At 62.8% G+C, this 16,450-nt stretch carries 13 protein-coding genes; 6 read left to right on the forward strand and 7 right to left on the reverse strand.

What is annotated here, in order from left to right:
• The first annotated feature begins 116 nt into the window (after positions 1-116).
• Positions 117-437, forward strand: a complete 321-nt coding sequence (locus ACW5W7_RS17885) for an antibiotic biosynthesis monooxygenase family protein (RefSeq protein ID WP_456502560.1) — start codon at positions 117-119, stop codon at positions 435-437.
• Positions 438-470: 33 nt separating this feature from the next.
• Here ACW5W7_RS17885 and pdxY read toward each other — a convergent pair whose 3' ends face one another.
• The 3 genes from pdxY to ACW5W7_RS17900 all read right to left on the reverse strand — a co-directional run bounded on the left by pdxY (position 471) and on the right by ACW5W7_RS17900 (position 3,177).
• A complete protein-coding gene (gene pdxY / locus ACW5W7_RS17890) occupies positions 471-1,334 on the reverse strand; it encodes a pyridoxal kinase PdxY (RefSeq protein ID WP_456502561.1) in 864 nt (287 codons plus the stop codon).
• A gap of 432 nt (positions 1,335-1,766) precedes the next feature.
• The gene (locus ACW5W7_RS17895) at positions 1,767-2,522 is read right to left on the reverse strand and encodes a DUF429 domain-containing protein (protein WP_456502562.1); all 756 of its coding nucleotides are present in this window, start codon (positions 2,520-2,522) and stop codon (positions 1,767-1,769) included.
• A gap of 76 nt (positions 2,523-2,598) precedes the next feature.
• Positions 2,599-3,177 carry a VC2662 family protein gene (locus ACW5W7_RS17900; protein WP_456502563.1) on the reverse strand — a complete coding sequence of 193 codons (579 nt, stop codon included), beginning with the start codon at positions 3,175-3,177 and terminating at the stop codon, positions 2,599-2,601.
• A 332-nt stretch (positions 3,178-3,509) separates the two neighbouring features.
• On the opposite strand from ACW5W7_RS17900, the gene ybcJ reads away from it, so the two are divergent.
• A complete protein-coding gene (gene ybcJ, locus ACW5W7_RS17905) occupies positions 3,510-3,743 on the forward strand; it encodes a ribosome-associated protein YbcJ (RefSeq protein ID WP_100860961.1) in 234 nt (77 codons plus the stop codon).
• A 77-nt stretch (positions 3,744-3,820) separates the two neighbouring features.
• Here ybcJ and ACW5W7_RS17910 read toward each other — a convergent pair whose 3' ends face one another.
• Together ACW5W7_RS17910 and ACW5W7_RS17915 are read right to left on the reverse strand one after the other, a co-directional pair.
• Positions 3,821-4,294, reverse strand: coding sequence for a DUF4442 domain-containing protein (locus tag ACW5W7_RS17910; protein ID WP_349917862.1), 474 nt, complete (start codon positions 4,292-4,294; stop codon positions 3,821-3,823).
• A 69-nt stretch (positions 4,295-4,363) separates the two neighbouring features.
• A complete protein-coding gene (locus tag ACW5W7_RS17915; protein ID WP_456502564.1) occupies positions 4,364-5,284 on the reverse strand; it encodes a LysR substrate-binding domain-containing protein in 921 nt (306 codons plus the stop codon).
• A gap of 166 nt (positions 5,285-5,450) precedes the next feature.
• Between ACW5W7_RS17915 and ACW5W7_RS17920 the strand changes: the two genes are divergently transcribed.
• The 4 genes from ACW5W7_RS17920 (at position 5,451) to ACW5W7_RS17935 (ending at position 12,781) form a co-directional block, all read left to right on the forward strand.
• Positions 5,451-6,545 carry an efflux RND transporter periplasmic adaptor subunit gene (locus ACW5W7_RS17920; RefSeq protein ID WP_456502565.1) on the forward strand — a complete coding sequence of 365 codons (1,095 nt, stop codon included), beginning with the start codon at positions 5,451-5,453 and terminating at the stop codon, positions 6,543-6,545.
• Entirely contained in the window at positions 6,542-9,625 is a 3,084-nt protein-coding gene (locus ACW5W7_RS17925; RefSeq protein ID WP_456502566.1) for an efflux RND transporter permease subunit, read from the forward strand. The genes ACW5W7_RS17920 and ACW5W7_RS17925 overlap by 4 nt, the downstream gene beginning before the upstream one ends.
• The gene (locus tag ACW5W7_RS17930) at positions 9,618-11,090 is read left to right on the forward strand and encodes an efflux transporter outer membrane subunit (RefSeq protein ID WP_456502567.1); all 1,473 of its coding nucleotides are present in this window, start codon (positions 9,618-9,620) and stop codon (positions 11,088-11,090) included. The genes ACW5W7_RS17925 and ACW5W7_RS17930 overlap by 8 nt, the downstream gene beginning before the upstream one ends.
• Positions 11,091-11,599: 509 nt before the next feature.
• A complete protein-coding gene (locus tag ACW5W7_RS17935) occupies positions 11,600-12,781 on the forward strand; it encodes a hypothetical protein (protein WP_456502568.1) in 1,182 nt (393 codons plus the stop codon).
• Positions 12,782-12,853: 72 nt separating this feature from the next.
• Here ACW5W7_RS17935 and ACW5W7_RS17940 read toward each other — a convergent pair whose 3' ends face one another.
• Entirely contained in the window at positions 12,854-14,605 is a 1,752-nt protein-coding gene (locus ACW5W7_RS17940) for an ABC transporter transmembrane domain-containing protein (RefSeq protein ID WP_456502569.1), read from the reverse strand.
• The gene (locus tag ACW5W7_RS17945) at positions 14,602-16,338 is read right to left on the reverse strand and encodes an ABC transporter transmembrane domain-containing protein (protein WP_456502570.1); all 1,737 of its coding nucleotides are present in this window, start codon (positions 16,336-16,338) and stop codon (positions 14,602-14,604) included. Before ACW5W7_RS17945 ends, ACW5W7_RS17940 begins: the two co-directional genes overlap by 4 nt.
• Positions 16,339-16,450: the final 112 nt, after the last annotated feature.

The following is a 16,450-nucleotide window of genomic DNA, read 5'->3' on the forward strand; positions in this document are numbered from 1 at the left end:
TCTTGAACGCCCATCATAAACAAGGCCAGCCGCGAGGCTGGCCTTGTTTATTGGGGCATAAGTTGTTGAGATGAGGCTTCTTTACAAAGCAACCCGCTACCGAACAAGGAGTCCCCATGATATTGGAAGTCGCCCCATTGCAGGTCATTGCGGGCCAGAGCGCCGCCTTCGAGCAGGCGTTTGCCAAGGCCCAGCGCATCATCAGCACCATGCCGGGTTACGCCGGTCACCAGTTGCAACGGTCCCTGGCCGATCCCGACCGTTACCTGCTGCTGGTCAACTGGCAACGACTCGAGGATCACACCCAGGGCTTTCGGGGCTCCCCCCAATATCAGGAGTGGAAGGCGCCGCTGCACCACTTCTACGACCCCTTCCCCACGGTCGAGCACTTTCAAGCCGTGATCCTGGACGGTTCGGAGCAGGCGGTCTCACGCTGATCAGCCCATCACATGACGGGCTGATCACCCTCATCAGGCCAGTTGCTCAGCCCTGTGTGTTATCTGCGGCTCGGCAAACGCCGCCTGCGCATCGATGAGCTGCAGCTCATAGGCATCGACCTGCCAGGTGCGAAGCAGCACCGCATCCACCGCCGCATTGGTGCGCTCGAAGGACGCCACCGCATCGAAGCCCGCCAGCAGGTTCGCCAGCATCAGGGCGCTGATGAGATCCCCCACCCCCACCGGCTGGCGGGCAAACTCGTAGAGCGGACGCGCGATGAGGTAATCCCCCTCGGCGGTCGCGAGCAGCATCTCGAACCGGCCGACCTGACTGGCGGCCCGGCCCAGGTGCTTGACCAGTACCATCTTCACCCCTTTGGCCAGCAGCTGGTGCGCCGCGGCACGGGTTTCCTCCAAATCCGCCAGCTGGGTGTCGCACAGGGTCTCCAGCTCCAGCAGATTCGGCGCCATGATGTCCGCCACCGGCAAGGCCTTCTCGGTCAGGAAACGGGTCACGCCGGGGGCGACGATACAACCTTTCTCCGGGTGGCCCATGACGGGGTCGCAGAAATAGATGGCCGCCGGGTTGGCCAGCTTGACCGCCGCCACTACCGCCAGGATCTCGTCCCCCTGCTCGGCAGAGCCGAGATAACCGCTCAGCACGGCGTCACACTGTCCCAACACCTCGATATTTCCCAGCCCTTTGCACAGCGCGCTGATGTGGCCGGCGGGCATCGCCATCCCCTGCCAGCCTGCCGCGTACTGGGTGTGGTTGGAGAATTGCACCGTGTTGATGGGCCAGACTTCCATGCCGAGACGACGCATGGGAAACACGGCGGCGCTGTTGCCGGCGCAACCAAAGACCACGTGGGACTGGATAGAGAGAATGCGTTTCATGGAAACCACCGCAGAAGAAGCATGAGGAAAGCAGGCAATATATCGGATGAAGAGACGGCGGTTCCAGCGATTCGCGGCACAAACCGGTAATTCCCCATCAAAAACCCGAGAAAGTGGCGGCGCCCGCTACCAACCTCGCCATCCCCGGCTCCCTGCCAAGCCTCTTGTCTCGGTTGTCTTCGATGTTGCGTCAGCCTGAAATCGGACTGCAATATTTTAGTTTGATGGCATATGAGAGCATTTTTAAACCAGAATAGGTGCGATGAAACAGACAACGCGAGCCAGGGATAAAAGCGGATGGCGGATGGCGGATGGCGGATGGCGGGTAGAATGGCGCGCAGACAAACCGGGCAGAAGAGCAAACGACGGTGAATATCACGCCACCTGACCCAGAGACAACTCATGAATCAGGTGGCTGCTTCTACCTTGGGATCACCCTTGAGCGAAGTGATAGACCCAGCCCTCATCCAGCGGGAAGTCCGCCGGGGCTGACAGCAAGGGGGGCAACACAGAGACGGCGCCCTTGGCGGCATATTGCAGCGCCACCAGAGCGCAGAGGGCCGCATCGTAGGGATCCGTGCCTGGCACCAAGGTCGCCGGCAGATGAGCCGCTATATCCCCTCTCGCCAGCGAGGCTCTGCCAGCGGTTTTGGCCAGGGCTGGATAAGTCTCCAGCACGGCGCGATCGGCCTCTGCCACCCGGCTCGGCACCAGCTGCAAATCCGCCAACCGTGGCAACATGGAGATCGCCAGGGTGGCGTTGTTACCGAGCCGGTCGAAAGTGGCCGACAGCGGCTTCTTCTTGTATTGCCGATGAAGCCAGCGATCACAGTCGCGATAGGCGAAGGGGTTGTCTATCTCCCGCTGGGGCACGGCGCACTCGGGTCCCCTCCCCGCCAGCAGTTCGGCAAGGGCGCGCGGGAAGGCCAGGGGCGCATCGATGCCAAGGGCCAGTTGCGGGCAGGCCAGCACCTGCATCAGTCCCATCTCGTCTTGCAGCGCCGGGCGCAGTAGGGCATCCAGATCCGGGGCCACCCGGGAGCTCAGCCGAAACAGGGGGGAGATACCCAGCCAATGCAGCTGCTGCGTCCTCGCCTGCCAGCCCACCACGGCCACCGCCTGGGCATTGCCCTGCCAGCCTCGCACATCCCAGCCGATGCCGATGGCATCCATATGAGCAGTCGTCATTTCAATCACATCTTTCTGTTCAGGATGCTGCACAGGGTAATGCCTGCCCCCGCCAAAGCAAGGGCGAGACCACGACCTAGAAGGATTTCTTGAAGTTGATGAGGGGCAGAATGGGGAAGACACCGTTCTCGGCGTAGTTGGCCAGGCCGATCTGCAAGCCATCCAGGTGTTTGGTGGCATTGACAAAGCCAATCTGGAAGGTGGTGCGCTCGGCATAATTGACGAAGCCCACGTTGGCCAGGGCATTGCCCTTGGCGATGTTCACCGCCCCCCAGTTGAGGCCCTTCACGTTGTTGGTCAGGTTGACGAAACCGAGGTTGACCCCGGTGTCCTGCCCCTCGTGCCAGTTGACGGCGTTGATGGCGACCCCGCCAAACTGGTGACGCACTCGCGCAGCCCCGAAGAAGATGCCGAGCTGCAGGCCGGTGAACTGATCCACGTCAGAGAGCGCAAACACCGGCAGATCGATGCCTTTCACCTGACCGGTACGGCCATAGAGAAAGGAGGCGCGCGCCCCTTCCACCTGATGGGAAGCGGGCAGATTGACGCCGGGCAGGGAGATCTGGACCGGGGTACTGGCCTGAGCGGCGCCGCTCAAGGTCACAGCACCCAAAGCCAGAGTACCGCTGGTGAGCAGCAAGGCGAGAGACTTCATCGATAAATCCTGGGAGTGGAGGTGAAACCGTTACCCTAGCAAAGCCGCACCGCGGGCACGAGGCGGCCACCCCGCGGCTGCGTCACCTCCCGTCACCCCGCGGCGGCATTTGTGACGGGATGCGCGCCCTTGCTCAGTCACTCCCTTGACCGGTAGAGGGTCTGACATACCGATAGCACTGGTAAATGGCATTACGCCCTCTCCTGTCATCTCGTAGCCTGACAGCAGTTTTTCTGCCTCAATCCGGCTCTGGCTCTTTTCCTGTTGCCCCTAACTGCCTAAAATAGCCGCCCTGCCGTTTTCGGCACTCATCGTCAGCAAGAGGATTCATCATGGAAACGTTTCTGCTCGAGGGTCACCCCTTCGTCGCCCTGTGCGATCTCATCAAGCATCAGGGGTGGGCCGATTGCGGTGGCGCGGCCAAGGCGCTGGTCGCCGACGGTCTGGTCGAGGTGAATGGCCAGGTCGAGACCCGCAAGCGTTGCAAGATAGTGGCTGGCCAGGTGGTCAACTTCAACGGCATGAAAGTGGTGGTGAAAGAAGGGATCAGCCCCGAGATCGAGTGAATATCACCGCCATCGGGTCTTGATGGCAGGAGAGCCCGGCCATGGGTCGAGCCCTCTTCAGAATGTGAGTCTGTGACTCAGCTGGCCTTGATCGACAGGGTCAGCACGAAACGCGCCATCGCCTCATCGCCGTTCAATGACGGACAGGTGGCCACCACCTGGATGGGGCGGTTGATGCGTTGCCCGGTCGCGAGGGATTCGTCGATCATGACATCGATGGCCTCCCCGGCCTCGCAATCGAAGCGCACGTCCGCCTCCGGCCGCTTCAAAAACTCCCCCTGCACATCCTTGAAGGCGAAATGCACCTTCTTGCGCCGCTGCCGCCCCTTCTCCATCACCAGCAGACCACCGACCAGATCGGCGCCGGTCGCCAGGGCGCCAAAATACATGCTGCCCAGGTGATTGCGGGTACGCCAGCCCAGTGGAATGCGGATGCGCAGGGCTTTGGCGTCCATCCGCTCGATGACGGGGGCGCAGAAGCCGATGACGGGAATGTAGCGCCAGGCGAAGAGACGCAGGGCGAGGTTGGCTTTGAGGCGTTGCAGGTCCATTGCAAACTGATCCGATGAGTGAGTGTGAATGAAATGTTGCCAGCATCCCCCCTCAGAGGCAAGCGCCGATTAGCCGTTCCCTGAACGCCCCAGGATCCCCCCGTTCTCCTTGAGCAGCAGCGCCACCTCCTCCAGCACATAGTCGATGAACAGGCGCGCCGCGTAAGAGAGCCCCTTGCGGCTCGGGTAGACCAGCCAGATGTTGTCCAGGGTCGTCTCATACTCGGGCAGCAGATCGATGATGGCGCCGCTCTCCACCTGGGCACGCATGGTGAGCTCGGGCAGCACGGCGATGCCGTCCCCCTCGGACACCGCATGGCGGATGTAGTAGGAGCTGTTGGAGATCATCCGGCTGTTGATCAGGATCTCCCCGTGATTGAAGGTAAGCTTGTTGTCCAGCTGGCCATCCGGCAGGCGCGTCACCAGCACGTTGTGATGGTGCAGATCCGCAAGGCAGGCGGGCCTGCCGTGGCGCGCCACATATTCGCGACTGGCGTAGAGCTTGCGGGTGAAGGGCATGATGGTGCGGGCGACGAAGCTGTTGTCGATCACATCGCCGATGTGGATGCTGGCGTCCAGCCCGTAGTTCAGGATGTCTCGGTAGCCGACGCTGCTCAGGTGCAGCTCGATGTTGATCTTCGGATATCGCGTCAGGAAGCACTTGATGATGTCGTGGATGAAGATGTCAGAGTCATTGAGCAGCCCAATCTTGATGTTGCCCACCGGCTGATGGCTCTGGGTGCGGATCTGCTCGTGAGTCTGATCCAGCTGGCTGATGATGTGCTGCAGGTTGTTGTAGTACTCCAGCCCCACCGGGGTCATGGTCAACCGCCGGGTCGTGCGGGTGAGCAGCTTGGCATTGAGCTCGGTTTCCAGATCCTTGATCCGGCGGCTCACGTTGGAGCGCGGAATGTTCAGTGCATCGGCCGCACTGGTAAAGCCCCCCAGCTCCACCACCGACAGAAACAACTTGAGATCGTCGATCCTCACCCCTTACCTCCCCGTCTTCCCGCCTGGCCTCGCCACCATGGCAAGCCTGCGGCCTTCTTCAATTGTCTCACAAATCGAGACAGTGTTGGCAGTCAAAGGCTGATTATCGAACATATATCACAGGATAAAATAGTCCTTTAGTCTCTGAATCATTGGACTTTTACCTATGAAACACCGGTATTTCCCCCTTTCATCCCTCTCTGTCATCGTCCTCGGCACTCTGCTAAGCGGCTGCAACAGTGAAGCCACCCCGCCCCAGGCCGAGACGCCGCGCCCGGTCAACGCCATCACCCTGAGCGAGGGCTCTGCCCAGCAGACCCTGCGCTTTAGCGGCGAAATTCGCTCCCACCAGCGGGCCAACCTCGCCTTCCGGGTGCCCGGCACCCTGGATGCCATCCTGGTGAAAGAGGGGGACAAGGTGAGCAAGGGAGCGGTGATCGCGAGGCTGGATCCCCACGATTTTCGGGTTCAGCGGGATGAAACCGCCGCCATGCTCAAGGAAGCCAAAGCCGCGAGCCGGCTGGCCGAGGTCGAGCTGACCCGCACTCGCCAGGCGGTGGGTGACAATGCCATGGCCAAGATCAACCTGGACAGGGCCACCAGCGCCAGCGCCCAGGCCAGGGCACGGGTGCAGACGCTGCAACAATCCCTCGCCAAGGCCGAAGATGCCCTGGGCTATAGCGAGCTGCGCGCCCCCTTCGACGGCGTGATAGGCCAGCGCTTCATCGACGAGCATGAGCAGACGGCCCCCGGGGTGCCCGTCTTCTCCCTGCATCAGCCAAGCGTCCTCGAAGCCGTGGTCGACGTGCCGGAGCAGCAGATTGGCCAGTTGAAGAACGACATGGCGGCGAGCGTCACCTGGTATCGACAGGATGTGCCCGTCAGGGCCGTCAGCCGCGAGGTGGCGAGCCTGCCCGACCCCTTGAAGCGTACCCATGAGGTGACCTTCCGCCTGCTGGACCACTCCCCCGAGCTGGTCCCGGGCAAGTCGGTCAGCATAGCGCTACCCCTGCCGGGCAGTGACCAGATCCACTGCCTGCCGGTCAGCGCCGTCACTAGCCAGGGCAAGCAGAACCGGGTCATGACGGTGCGGGCTGGTCAGGCCATCGGCGTGCCGGTCGAGATCGTCAGCCAGCACCACGACGAGCTCTGCGTCAAAGGCGCGCTCACCGCAGGCGATCGGGTGGTCACCGCCGGCAGCGCCCTGCTGAAAGAACGCCAGTCCGTTACGCTCATCAAGCAGGTGGGTGCCCAATCATGACCCTCTCCACCTTTGCCTTGCGACAAAAGACCTTCGTGGTCTTCTTCTCCATCCTCTGCACCCTGGTCGGGATCTACTCCTATTTCGATCTCGGCAAGCTCGAAGATCCCACCTTCACGGTGAAGAGTGCCGTCATCGTCACCCTCTACCCCGGCGCCACTGCCCAGGAGGTGGAGCGTCTGGTCACCGATCCCATCGAGACCAAATTGCAGGAGATGGGGTCGCTGTGGAAGCTGAGATCCCTCTCCCGCCCCGGCAGCTCCATGATATTCGTCGATTTGCAGGAGAAATACAGTTCTGATGTGCTGCCACAGCAGTGGGATCTGCTGCGCCGCAAGGTGCAGGACGTCAAGCTCGCCCTCCCGCCCCAAGCGCAGATCAGCATAGTGCAGGATGAATTCTCGGAAGTGTACGGCATGTTGTTCGCCGTCTACGGGGACGACATTCCCATGCATCAGCTCAAGGATCAGGCCCGCGAACTGCAGCGCCGTCTCAAGGCGGTCAAAGGGGTCAAGAAGGTGCAGCTGCACGGCATCCGCGAGCAGGTGGTCAACATCGATGTGTCGAGCGAACGTCTCGCCCGCAGCCACATCTCCATGGCGGAGCTCATCGCCCAGCTCAACAGCCAGAACATGCCGGTCAGTGCCGGTGAGTACGACATGGGACGCGAAAACCTGCGGGTGGCCCAGACCGGCGCCTACCAGAACGTCGAGGATGTCCGCAATCTGATGCTCACCACCGGCCTCGTCGGTAACAAGCGCGGCACCCTGCGTCTGGGAGACGTCGCCGACGTCTACCTCGATTACCAGACTCCGGCCCAGACCGAGAGTCGTTTCAACGGCCAGCAGGCCATTACCCTCGCCGTGAGCCCCGAGACCGGCATCAACGTGGTCAGCATCGGTGATGAACTGACTGCCGTGCTTCAGCAGTTCGAGTCCGAGCAACCCCTCGGCACCGGAGTGGGCATCATCGCCTTCCAACCCGAAGAGGTGACCAAGTCCATCAACAACTTCGTGCTCAACCTGCTCGAGAGTATCGCCATCGTGGTGGCGGTGCTGATGATCTTCATGGGCTGGCAAAGCGCCGCCATCGTCGGTGCAAGCCTGCTGCTGAACATTCTGTTTACTCTGATCTACATGAACCTCACCGGGGTCGATCTGCAACGGGTTTCGCTCGGTGCCTTCATCCTGGCCCTCGGCATGTTGGTGGATAACGCCATCGTCATCGTCGACCTCTTCATCGCCAAGCTGGCCAGAGGGATCAACCGGGATGACGCCGTCATCGACTCCATCAAGGAGATGGCCGTCCCCCTGCTCGGCGCGACCGTGGTCGCCTGCCTCGGAGCCACGCCGGTACTGCTCTCCCAGACCGACTCGGCGGAGTTCTCCATCTCCATCGTCCAGGTGCTGGTCAGCTCCCTGCTGCTCTCCTGGGTCGTGGCCATGCTGATCACTCCCCTGATGTGCTGGGCCTTCATCAAGGCACCGAGCGAAGATGAGAGCGGCAAGCCGGAAGGCAAGGCGGCCCGTCTCTATCGCCGCGCCGTACACTGGACCGTGGACAACCCCAAGAAGGCCATGCTGACCGTCTTGCCGCTGCTGCTGCTGACCGGCCTCGCTGCGCCGCTGCTCAACGTGAACTTCATGCCGAGCTCAGATCGTAGCATCGTCTTCCTCGACTACTGGCTGCCCAACGGGGGTCGCATCGAGAGCACCTCGGCGGACATGAAGGAGATTGAGCAGTGGCTGCTGGCCCAGCCCGAGGTGAAGAGCATCTCCAGCTACGTGGGTGAGAGTGCGCCGCGCTTCTCTGTCACCGTCGAGCCCGAGCCCCTGGATCAGAGCTACGGCCAGATCCTGATCAACACCCACAGCTTTGACGACATCCCCGCCCTGGTAGCCAGGGGTGATGCCTGGCTCGCCACCCGCTTCCCCTATGCCGAGCCGCGCTTCCGTGATCTCAAGCTCGCCACCAAGGACAAGTTCAGCATCGAAGCCCGCTTCGAGGGGCCGGATCCCGCCGTGCTGCACAATCTCTCCGAGCAGGCCCAGGCCATCATTCGTGCCAACCCACACACCAAGTACGTGCGCGACGACTGGCGCCAGCAGAGCAAGGTGGTCACCCCCGTCATCAACCAGGCGGCGGCCCGCAAGGCCGGGGTCAGCAATACCGACATCGCCATGGCCGTTCACACCGCGACCGAAGGGCTGCAGATTGGCACCCTGCGCCAGCAGGATGACCTTATTCCCATCAAGCTGCGCAGCGCCAACAGCACCCTGGAAGCCATGGCAGACTTGCCGGTGCGCTCCGCCCTCGGCCTGCACAGCGTGCCGCTCGGCCAGGTGCTCGACGACATCGAGATCGGCGGGGAAGAGAGCATGATCTGGCGCCGCAATCGGCTGCCGGCCATCACGGTCCAGGCCGGGGTGGACGGGGAGCTCACCGCCTCCGTGGTACGCCAGCAACTGGCGCCCGAGCTGGAGGCCATGGTACTGCCGGCAGGCTACACGATGCATTGGGGCGGCGAGTACTACGACGAGAAGCGTGCCGTCGACGATCTCATGCTGCAGACCCCCAAGGCGGTGGTGATGATGTTCATCATCCTGATGGCCCTGTTCAACGCCTATCGCCAGCCGCTCATCATCTTTATCACCCTGCCACTGGCCTCCATCGGCATTATCTGGAGTCTGCTGCTGATGGACAAACCGTTCGGCTTCATGGCCATCGTCGGCATGATCTGCCTCACCGGCATGATCATCAAAAACGGTATCGTCCTGCTCGATCAGATTGAGCTGGAGCGGCGCAACGGCCGCCTGCTGATCGATGCGGTCAAGGAGGCGACCATCAATCGCACCATGGCCATCTCCATGGCGGCGCTGACCACGGTGCTCGGCATGGTGCCGCTGCTCACCGATCGCCTGTTCGATCAGATGGCGGCCACCATCATCGGCGGCCTGATGGCGGCGACCGTACTCTCGCTGTTCGCCATGCCCGCCTTCTACATGCTCTTCTTCGCCCGTGAGCACCGCGCCCAAGGCCGCGCGCCGCAGGCCACAGACAAGGATCACTCCCATGAATAAGTGCCGCCTCAGTGCCCTCATCGCCCTGCTGATGCTGGGGGGCTGCAGTCTGGCCCCCGACTACCAGACCCCGACCCACCCGGTCAGCCAGGTCTATCTGAACCAGGCCACCCCGGGCACCCAGGTCGGTGGGGAGAGCCCCCTCGCATGGTGGCACCAGTTCAACGATCCCGAGCTCGATGCCCTGGTGCTGGCCGCCCAGCGCCAGAACATCACCCTCAAGATAGCGAGCCAGCGCATCCAGCAGGCCCAGGCCTATCAGGAGGCCATCGCCTCCTTCAAGGTGCCCACGTTGAGTCTGGGGGGCGGCTACACCGATTTGCGCCTCAGTGAAAACGGCGATCTGACGGGGCCGGCGGTGAGCCCGCTGCCCCTGCCGGGCGCCCTCGGTGGCGGCTCGGTACAACTGATGGAGCGGGATCCCACTGCCGTCTTCATCGGCGCCAACGCGAGCTGGGAACTGGATCTGTTCGGTCGCATCGACAGCCTGAGTCAGGCCGCCGCCATCCGCACCGAGCAGGCGGGCATCATGCGCAAGGGCTTGATCACAGCCATGACGGCAGACGTGATCAACAACTACCTACAGTATCGCGGCGCCGAGACGCGCAGCCTGATCGCCGCCGATACCGTGCGCTCCCAGCAGGAGACCCTGGCCATGGTTGAATCCCTGCATCGCAACGGCTATGGCTCGGATCTCGATCTGGCCAACGCCCGTGCGGCCCTCGCCACCACCCAGGCCAGCCTGCCGCTCCTCGACACGGCCAGGAACGTGCACCTGAACCGGATGGCACTGCTGCTCGGAGAGCCCGTCGCCCGGACCCAGGCCCGCTTCACCCCTCGTCCCCTGCCCGTCATGGAGGCGCTGATCCCGACCGGCCTGCCGTCCAGCCTGCTGACCCGCAGACCCGACGTGGCGAGCGCCGAGCGGGCCATCGCCGCCAAGAACCAGGAGCTGGGGGCCGCCATCGCCGCCCGCTACCCCAAGGTGTTCCTGACCGGCAGCCCGGGACTGGTGGCCGGGGATGTCGATGACCTGTTCAAATCAGGTTCCACCGCCTGGGCTCTGGGGGCCGGTTTCTCCTGGGATCTGTTCGACGGCGGCCGGGGCGAGGCCAGGGTCAAGGCGCAGGAGGCGGGTCTCGAGGAGGCGGCGCTCACCTATCAGCACACGGTCAATGCCGCCTTCAACGAGGTGGAGACCGCCCTCATCGCCTACGGCAACAGCCAGCAGTATCGGGATCACCTGCACCTGGCGAGCCAGCAGGCCGAGCTGGCCCTCGGCAAGGCCAAGAGTCTCTACCGCGCAGGCCTGGTCGATCACCTGCAGGTGCTGGACGCCGAGCGCCAGCAGAACAGCCTGAAAGATGCCGAAGTGGTGGCGCGCCTCGGCACCGCCACCAACGTGGTGCTGCTGCACAAGGCCCTGGGAGGAGACTGGCAGGCCCCCCAGCCGACCGAGGGATAACCCCTCTCTCACCCGTACCGACTGGTCCGTCCCTGGTGTGGCCTGAGGCCGCAAGGCGCCGTCCACAACAGGATTGGCCCACACCGAGCCCCGGCATTGCGCCGGGGCTCATCTTTTGGGGCCGTTGAACGTGCCGAAACGCCCTCAAGCAGACCTTCAGGCCCCCTCTTCCCAGTGATAAATCAAATGTAAAAGCGATCACTATTGATTTGGCAAATGACCAAAGAGGTCATGCTGACCGAAACAGACGCCATTTCGCCCCCTGCCCCGCAGTTTTTTCAACAGGTCGGCGCCACTGTGTCAGGGAGATGACAGCCCTAGCCGGGTGAAAACCAACGACTAATTCCCTCCCCACGCGCGCTAGCCCAGCCTCCCCGCCGCGCCACTGGAATAAGTCACAGTAACCAGATGCCCCATCCCTCACTAGGCTGTGCAGGCCCGTCACTGGCCATCGGCCACGGGCGACCTTTTCGCACAGCACCTTTTCGCACAACACAAGGAAGAGAGAGATGGGTAACAATCAACTGCTGTTCAACGGCGGCGAGAGCGCCGGCACCTTCCAGCTCGATTTCAACAACAACCGCGCCTACGAGCTGTTTGGCAGGGAGTACCTCAAGTGTTACGCCAACCTGGCGGTCAAGGGCAAGATGAGCAAACCGCTGCCCTCGGGCCCCTTGAGCTACCACGTCGACTTCGCCATGGATTGCGGCTGCAATTCGGTGCTGGTTGACTTCAACCTCGCCTACAAGAAGACCTTTGGCAGCAACCAGGAGGCACTGCCGCTGCTGCGCGTCAGTGACTATGAGGCCGAGCTGCTGCTCTGCCAGCTGGTACGCGAAGCCGCCGCCAATCGCCTCAACAGCCGGGATCAGTTCGACGAGGCCGAGTCCTTCTTCAACGATGCCAACCTGCCCCTCGCCAGGGCCGTGGCGAACGACCCCTATGCCGACAAAGACGGCCTGGTGGAGTTCATCGTGGCCAACGAGCTGCTGGATGATCCCGCCGTCATGGCCAAGCTCGCCGAGCAGAAGGCCTACCTCATCGCCATCACCTCTGTGGTCACCGCCTACATCAATCGCTATGCCGAGGCCTACGGGGATCAGTACAAGACGGATGCGGATCTCTGGGCCAGGGCGCTCTCCAAGATCCCGCTGATGGGGCCGAGCAAGATCGATCAGCAGAGCTACAGCCGCCACATCAAGGGGATCAGCATCGCCACCGACTTCATCAACTTCATCATGGACGTGGTGGTGAGCCAGGGCACCACGGCCCTGGCCAGCTTCAATAAATTCTTGCAAAAACAGGGGGATGCCATCCGCTTCGGGGTGGAGAACAACAAGGACTACTACAAGACCATCACGGTGGGCATCACGGTGGAGGTGTTCAAGGTCGGCAGCGAGCTGGTCTATGTGCCCAAGATCAAGCAGTACCGCGTCAACTTCGACCGTCAGAACAGCAAGTTCACCTCCGCCTGCGCCAGCAGCGAGTTCGTGGACATCCACTTCAACTACCTCTATGCGGCCAATGTGTTCGACTACGAGGCGCTGAAAGATCCCGAGATCAAGCGCGACTTCGACAGCTTCATCCAGAAGCAGCGCAAAGCGCAGATTGAAGAGGCCGACACCTTCTTCAATGACGACTTCCCGCCGCTGCAGCCCAAGTTGCTGGCCCGCAGCAAGGCCACGGTCTGACGGGTGAACCAAACAAAAACAGCCGGCATCTGCCGGCTGTTTTTTTATCTGAAGCTTTAGCGATCCCCCCGCTCAGGCTCGCTTCTCCTCGAGCCAGGCCCCCTGGCTCTGCATCTCGAACAGCTGGGCGTAGTGGCCCCCCTCGGCCATCAGCTCGCCGTGGGTGCCCCGCTCGTTCACCTGACCGCGGGACAGCAGCAGGATCTCGTCTGCATCGACGATGGTGGAAAGCCGGTGAGCGATGGCGATGGTGGTGCGGCCACGGCGCGCCGCCGACAGCGCCTGGGAAAGCGCGAGCTCGGTCTGGGAGTCCACGCTGGCGGTGGCTTCATCCAGGATGAGGATGCGCGGATCCCCCACCAGCGCCCGGGCAAACGAAAGCAGCTGACGCTGACCGGCGGAGAGGTTCTTGCCTCCCTCCTCCATCATTGTTGCGAGCCCATCCGGCAGACGCTGCACAAAGTCCTTCAACTGCACCTCGTCCAGTGCCCGCCAGAGCGTCTCCTCGTCGATGCCGTCACGGCCTAGGCGCAGGTTCTCTGCCAAGGTCCCGACGAAGATGAAGGGATCCTGCTGTACCAGCCCGATGCTGCGGCGCACTGCCGCAAGCGACAGCGCCTCGAGCGAATGATCGTCGAAGCGGATGGTGCCGCTGCCAATGGGGTAAAAGCCCATCAGCAGGCTGATGACGGTAGACTTGCCGCTGCCGGTATGGCCCACCAGCGCCAGCATCTGGCCGGGACGGGTACAAAAGCTCACCTCTCGCAGCACGGGTTGCTGGCCGTCGTAGGAGAAGCTCACCTGCTCGAAGCTCACCCGCCCCTCGAGTGACGCCTCTTCACCGTCCGTGCTCTCCCGGGACTCGTCCAGCAGGGCGAATACCCGCTCCCCCGCCACCATGGCCTGCTGCAACTGGTTGAGCTGGTTGGTCATCTCGATGAGAGGCTCGATCATCCGCCCGAGGTAACTGATGAAGGCGTAGAGTACCCCCACCTGGATGGCGCCACCGCTGCTCAATCCCTCGTGGGCGAACAGGGCCAGCAGCCCTATCAGCACCATCATGTAGAAGAGATCGATCAGGGGGCGCAGCAGGATGCCGTTGATTTTCAAGCTCTTGAGGCGGGCATGCCAGTGCTGCTGATTCACCTCGGCAAAAGCCCTGGCGAAATGGCGCTCCTGCACCATGGCCTGGATCACCGGCATCCCCTGCAGGGATTCGTTGAGCCGACTGTTGATGTCGGAGAGCAGGCTGCGGGTGGCCCGCACCACGGGCACGCTCAATTTCTGGTAGAGCCACATCACGGCCCCCACCAGGGGCAGCAGGGTGGCACACACCAGCATCAGCCGCAGATCCAGCAGGGCCATGGAGATGAGGATGCCGCACAACAGCACCACCTTTTGCACCAGGAGCCCGATCACCTGCACATAGAGGTTCATGATGGCCTCGGTGTCGTTGGTGATGCGGGAGATGAGGGAGCCCGAGCGGTGCTTGTCGAAGTAACGGGCCGGCAGGCGGATGGCGGTGGCAAACACCTGTTCGCGCAGGCGCTGCACCACCGCCTGGGCGATGCGATTGAAGCGCAGGGATTGCAGGTAGAAACCGGCCGCCGACAGGAATTGCAGGCCGAGGTAACCCGCCGCCAGCGCGGCGACCTCGGGCCACACCAGCTGGCGCGGCGCCAGGTAGTCGTCGATAAACAGCTTGATGAGCAGCGGCCCCGCCACTTCGGCACCGGTGGCGAGCAGCAGGCAGATACCCGCCTGAATCAGCCAGCGGGGGTAGCGGGCACAATACGCCAGCAGTCGCTTGATGGTCGGGTTCACAGATTTTCCTCCACGTCCTGCTCCAGGCGCTGGTAGCGCACCATGTCCGCGTACCAGCCGTTGTGGGTCATCAGGGCACCGTGATGGCCCCGCTCGCTGATCCGGCCCTGCTCCAGCACCAGGATCTCGTCCGCCTGCTCCACCGCCGTCATGCGGTGGCTCACCAGGATGAGGGTGCGTCGGTGGGCCTTCAGCGCTTGCAGGATCTGCTGCTCGGTGTGGGCGTCCACCGCCGAGAGGGCGTCGTCCAGCACCAGGATGGGGGCCGCCAGCAGCAGGGCGCGGGCGATGGCGAGCCGCTGTTTCTGGCCGCCGGATAGGGTTACCCCCTTCTCCCCCACCTCGGTCTCATAGCCCTGAGGGAAACGAGTGATGTCGTCGTGCACGCAGGCGATGCGCGCCACCCGCTCCACCTCCTCCCGACTGGCATCCGGCCGGCCGAGGGCGATGTTGGCGACAATGGTGGTGGAGAACAAAAACGGCTCCTGGGGCACATAGGCGAACTGGTTGCGCAGCTCCCCAAGGGCCAGCCTGTCGATGCTTACGCCGCCCATGGTGATCCGGCCGCCGCTGGGGTTGGCCAGACGCATCAGCAGTTTGAGCAGGGAACTCTTGCCCGCCCCGGTGCGCCCGACGATGCCGAGCATGCCGCCAGCGGCGATGGAGACATCGATTCCCGCCAGCAGGGTACGGGACTCGAGACGGTAATCCACCCCTTGCATGACCAGCGGGAAAGGGTGCGCGAGCGGCTGGGGCTCGGCGGGATCTTCGATATCGCTACGCTCCGCCAGCAGGGTCTCGATGCGTGAATAGGCGGCGCTGCCGCGCTCTATGATGTTGAACAGCCAGGCGATGGCAAACATGGGCCAGATAAGCTGCCCCAGATACATGGTGAAACTGGTGAGCTCCCCCAGGGTCAGCTTGTCCTGCATGACCAGGGCACTGCCGCCGGCCACCGCCAGAAAATAGGAACAACCGATGCACAGGTAGATGACGGGGTCGAACTTGGCATCGATGCGGGCCACCGCCATGTTGCGCTCCCCCGCCTGGCGGGTCAGCTCGGCGAATCCCTTGTCTTCCAAGGACTCCACCGCATAGGACTTGAGCACCCGCACCCCGGAGAGGGCTTCCTGGGTCTTGTTGTTGAGGCGCGAGAAGGCCCCCTGCGCCGCCTTGAACTCCTTGTAGATCTGGGTCCCGAAACGGTTCATGAAAAACGCCATCACCGGCAGGGGCAAGAGGGAGAGCAGGGTCAGCTGCCAGGAGTACTGGCTGCACATGATGGAGAGCACCAGGATCCCGACGATGAAGGAGTCCACCAGAGTCAGCACCCCCTCCCCCGCCGTCATCTCGACGGCCTGGATGTCATTGGTGGCGTGGGCCATCAGATCGCCGGTGCGGTGGCGCTGGTAGAAGTCCGGACTCATGCGGGTGAAGTGGGTGAAGAGCCGGTTGCGCAGCACATAGGCGAGCCGGTAGGAGGCACCAAACAGCATGACGCGCCAGACATAGCGCAGCAGGTAGATGACGACCCCCAGCCCCAAGAGCCCCGCCAGATATTGCATCAAGGTGGCGTTGTCGAGCCCCCCCTTGGTCACGCCATCCACCACCCAACCCACCACCTTGGGCGGGATCACGGTCAGCAGGGCCACCATCATCAACAGGGTGATGGCGATGAGATAACGCCGCCACTGATCCTTGAAGAACCAGCCCAGCCGCAGAAATACGCTCACATCAGGATCCTTGCTCGCGGCGCCAGGGCCGCTTGGTCATAAGAGATGCTCAAGACAATCGCCCCCGAAACGGGGGCGAGGTGAACGGGTCATCATAGCCTGAAGCGGCCAG

It is taken from the genome of Aeromonas intestinalis, from assembly GCF_054052485.1.

Bases quoted from the DNA above. Each gene is read 5' to 3' on its own strand.
- pdxY (WP_456502561.1), bottom strand. From the start codon at position 1,334: ATGAAACGCATTCTCTCTATCCAGTCCCACGTGGTCTTTGGTTGCGCC.
- ACW5W7_RS17910 (WP_349917862.1), bottom strand. From the start codon at position 4,294: ATGGACCTGCAACGCCTCAAAGCCAACCTCGCCCTGCGTCTCTTCGCC.
- ACW5W7_RS17935 (WP_456502568.1), top strand. From the start codon at position 11,600: ATGGGTAACAATCAACTGCTGTTCAACGGCGGCGAGAGCGCCGGCACC.
- ACW5W7_RS17925 (WP_456502566.1), top strand. From the start codon at position 6,542: ATGACCCTCTCCACCTTTGCCTTGCGACAAAAGACCTTCGTGGTCTTC.
- ACW5W7_RS17900 (WP_456502563.1), bottom strand. From the start codon at position 3,177: ATGAAGTCTCTCGCCTTGCTGCTCACCAGCGGTACTCTGGCTTTGGGT.
- ACW5W7_RS17885 (WP_456502560.1), top strand. From the start codon at position 117: ATGATATTGGAAGTCGCCCCATTGCAGGTCATTGCGGGCCAGAGCGCC.
- ACW5W7_RS17920 (WP_456502565.1), top strand. From the start codon at position 5,451: ATGAAACACCGGTATTTCCCCCTTTCATCCCTCTCTGTCATCGTCCTC.
- ACW5W7_RS17930 (WP_456502567.1), top strand. From the start codon at position 9,618: ATGAATAAGTGCCGCCTCAGTGCCCTCATCGCCCTGCTGATGCTGGGG.
- ybcJ (WP_100860961.1), top strand. From the start codon at position 3,510: ATGGAAACGTTTCTGCTCGAGGGTCACCCCTTCGTCGCCCTGTGCGAT.
- ACW5W7_RS17895 (WP_456502562.1), bottom strand. From the start codon at position 2,522: ATGACGACTGCTCATATGGATGCCATCGGCATCGGCTGGGATGTGCGA.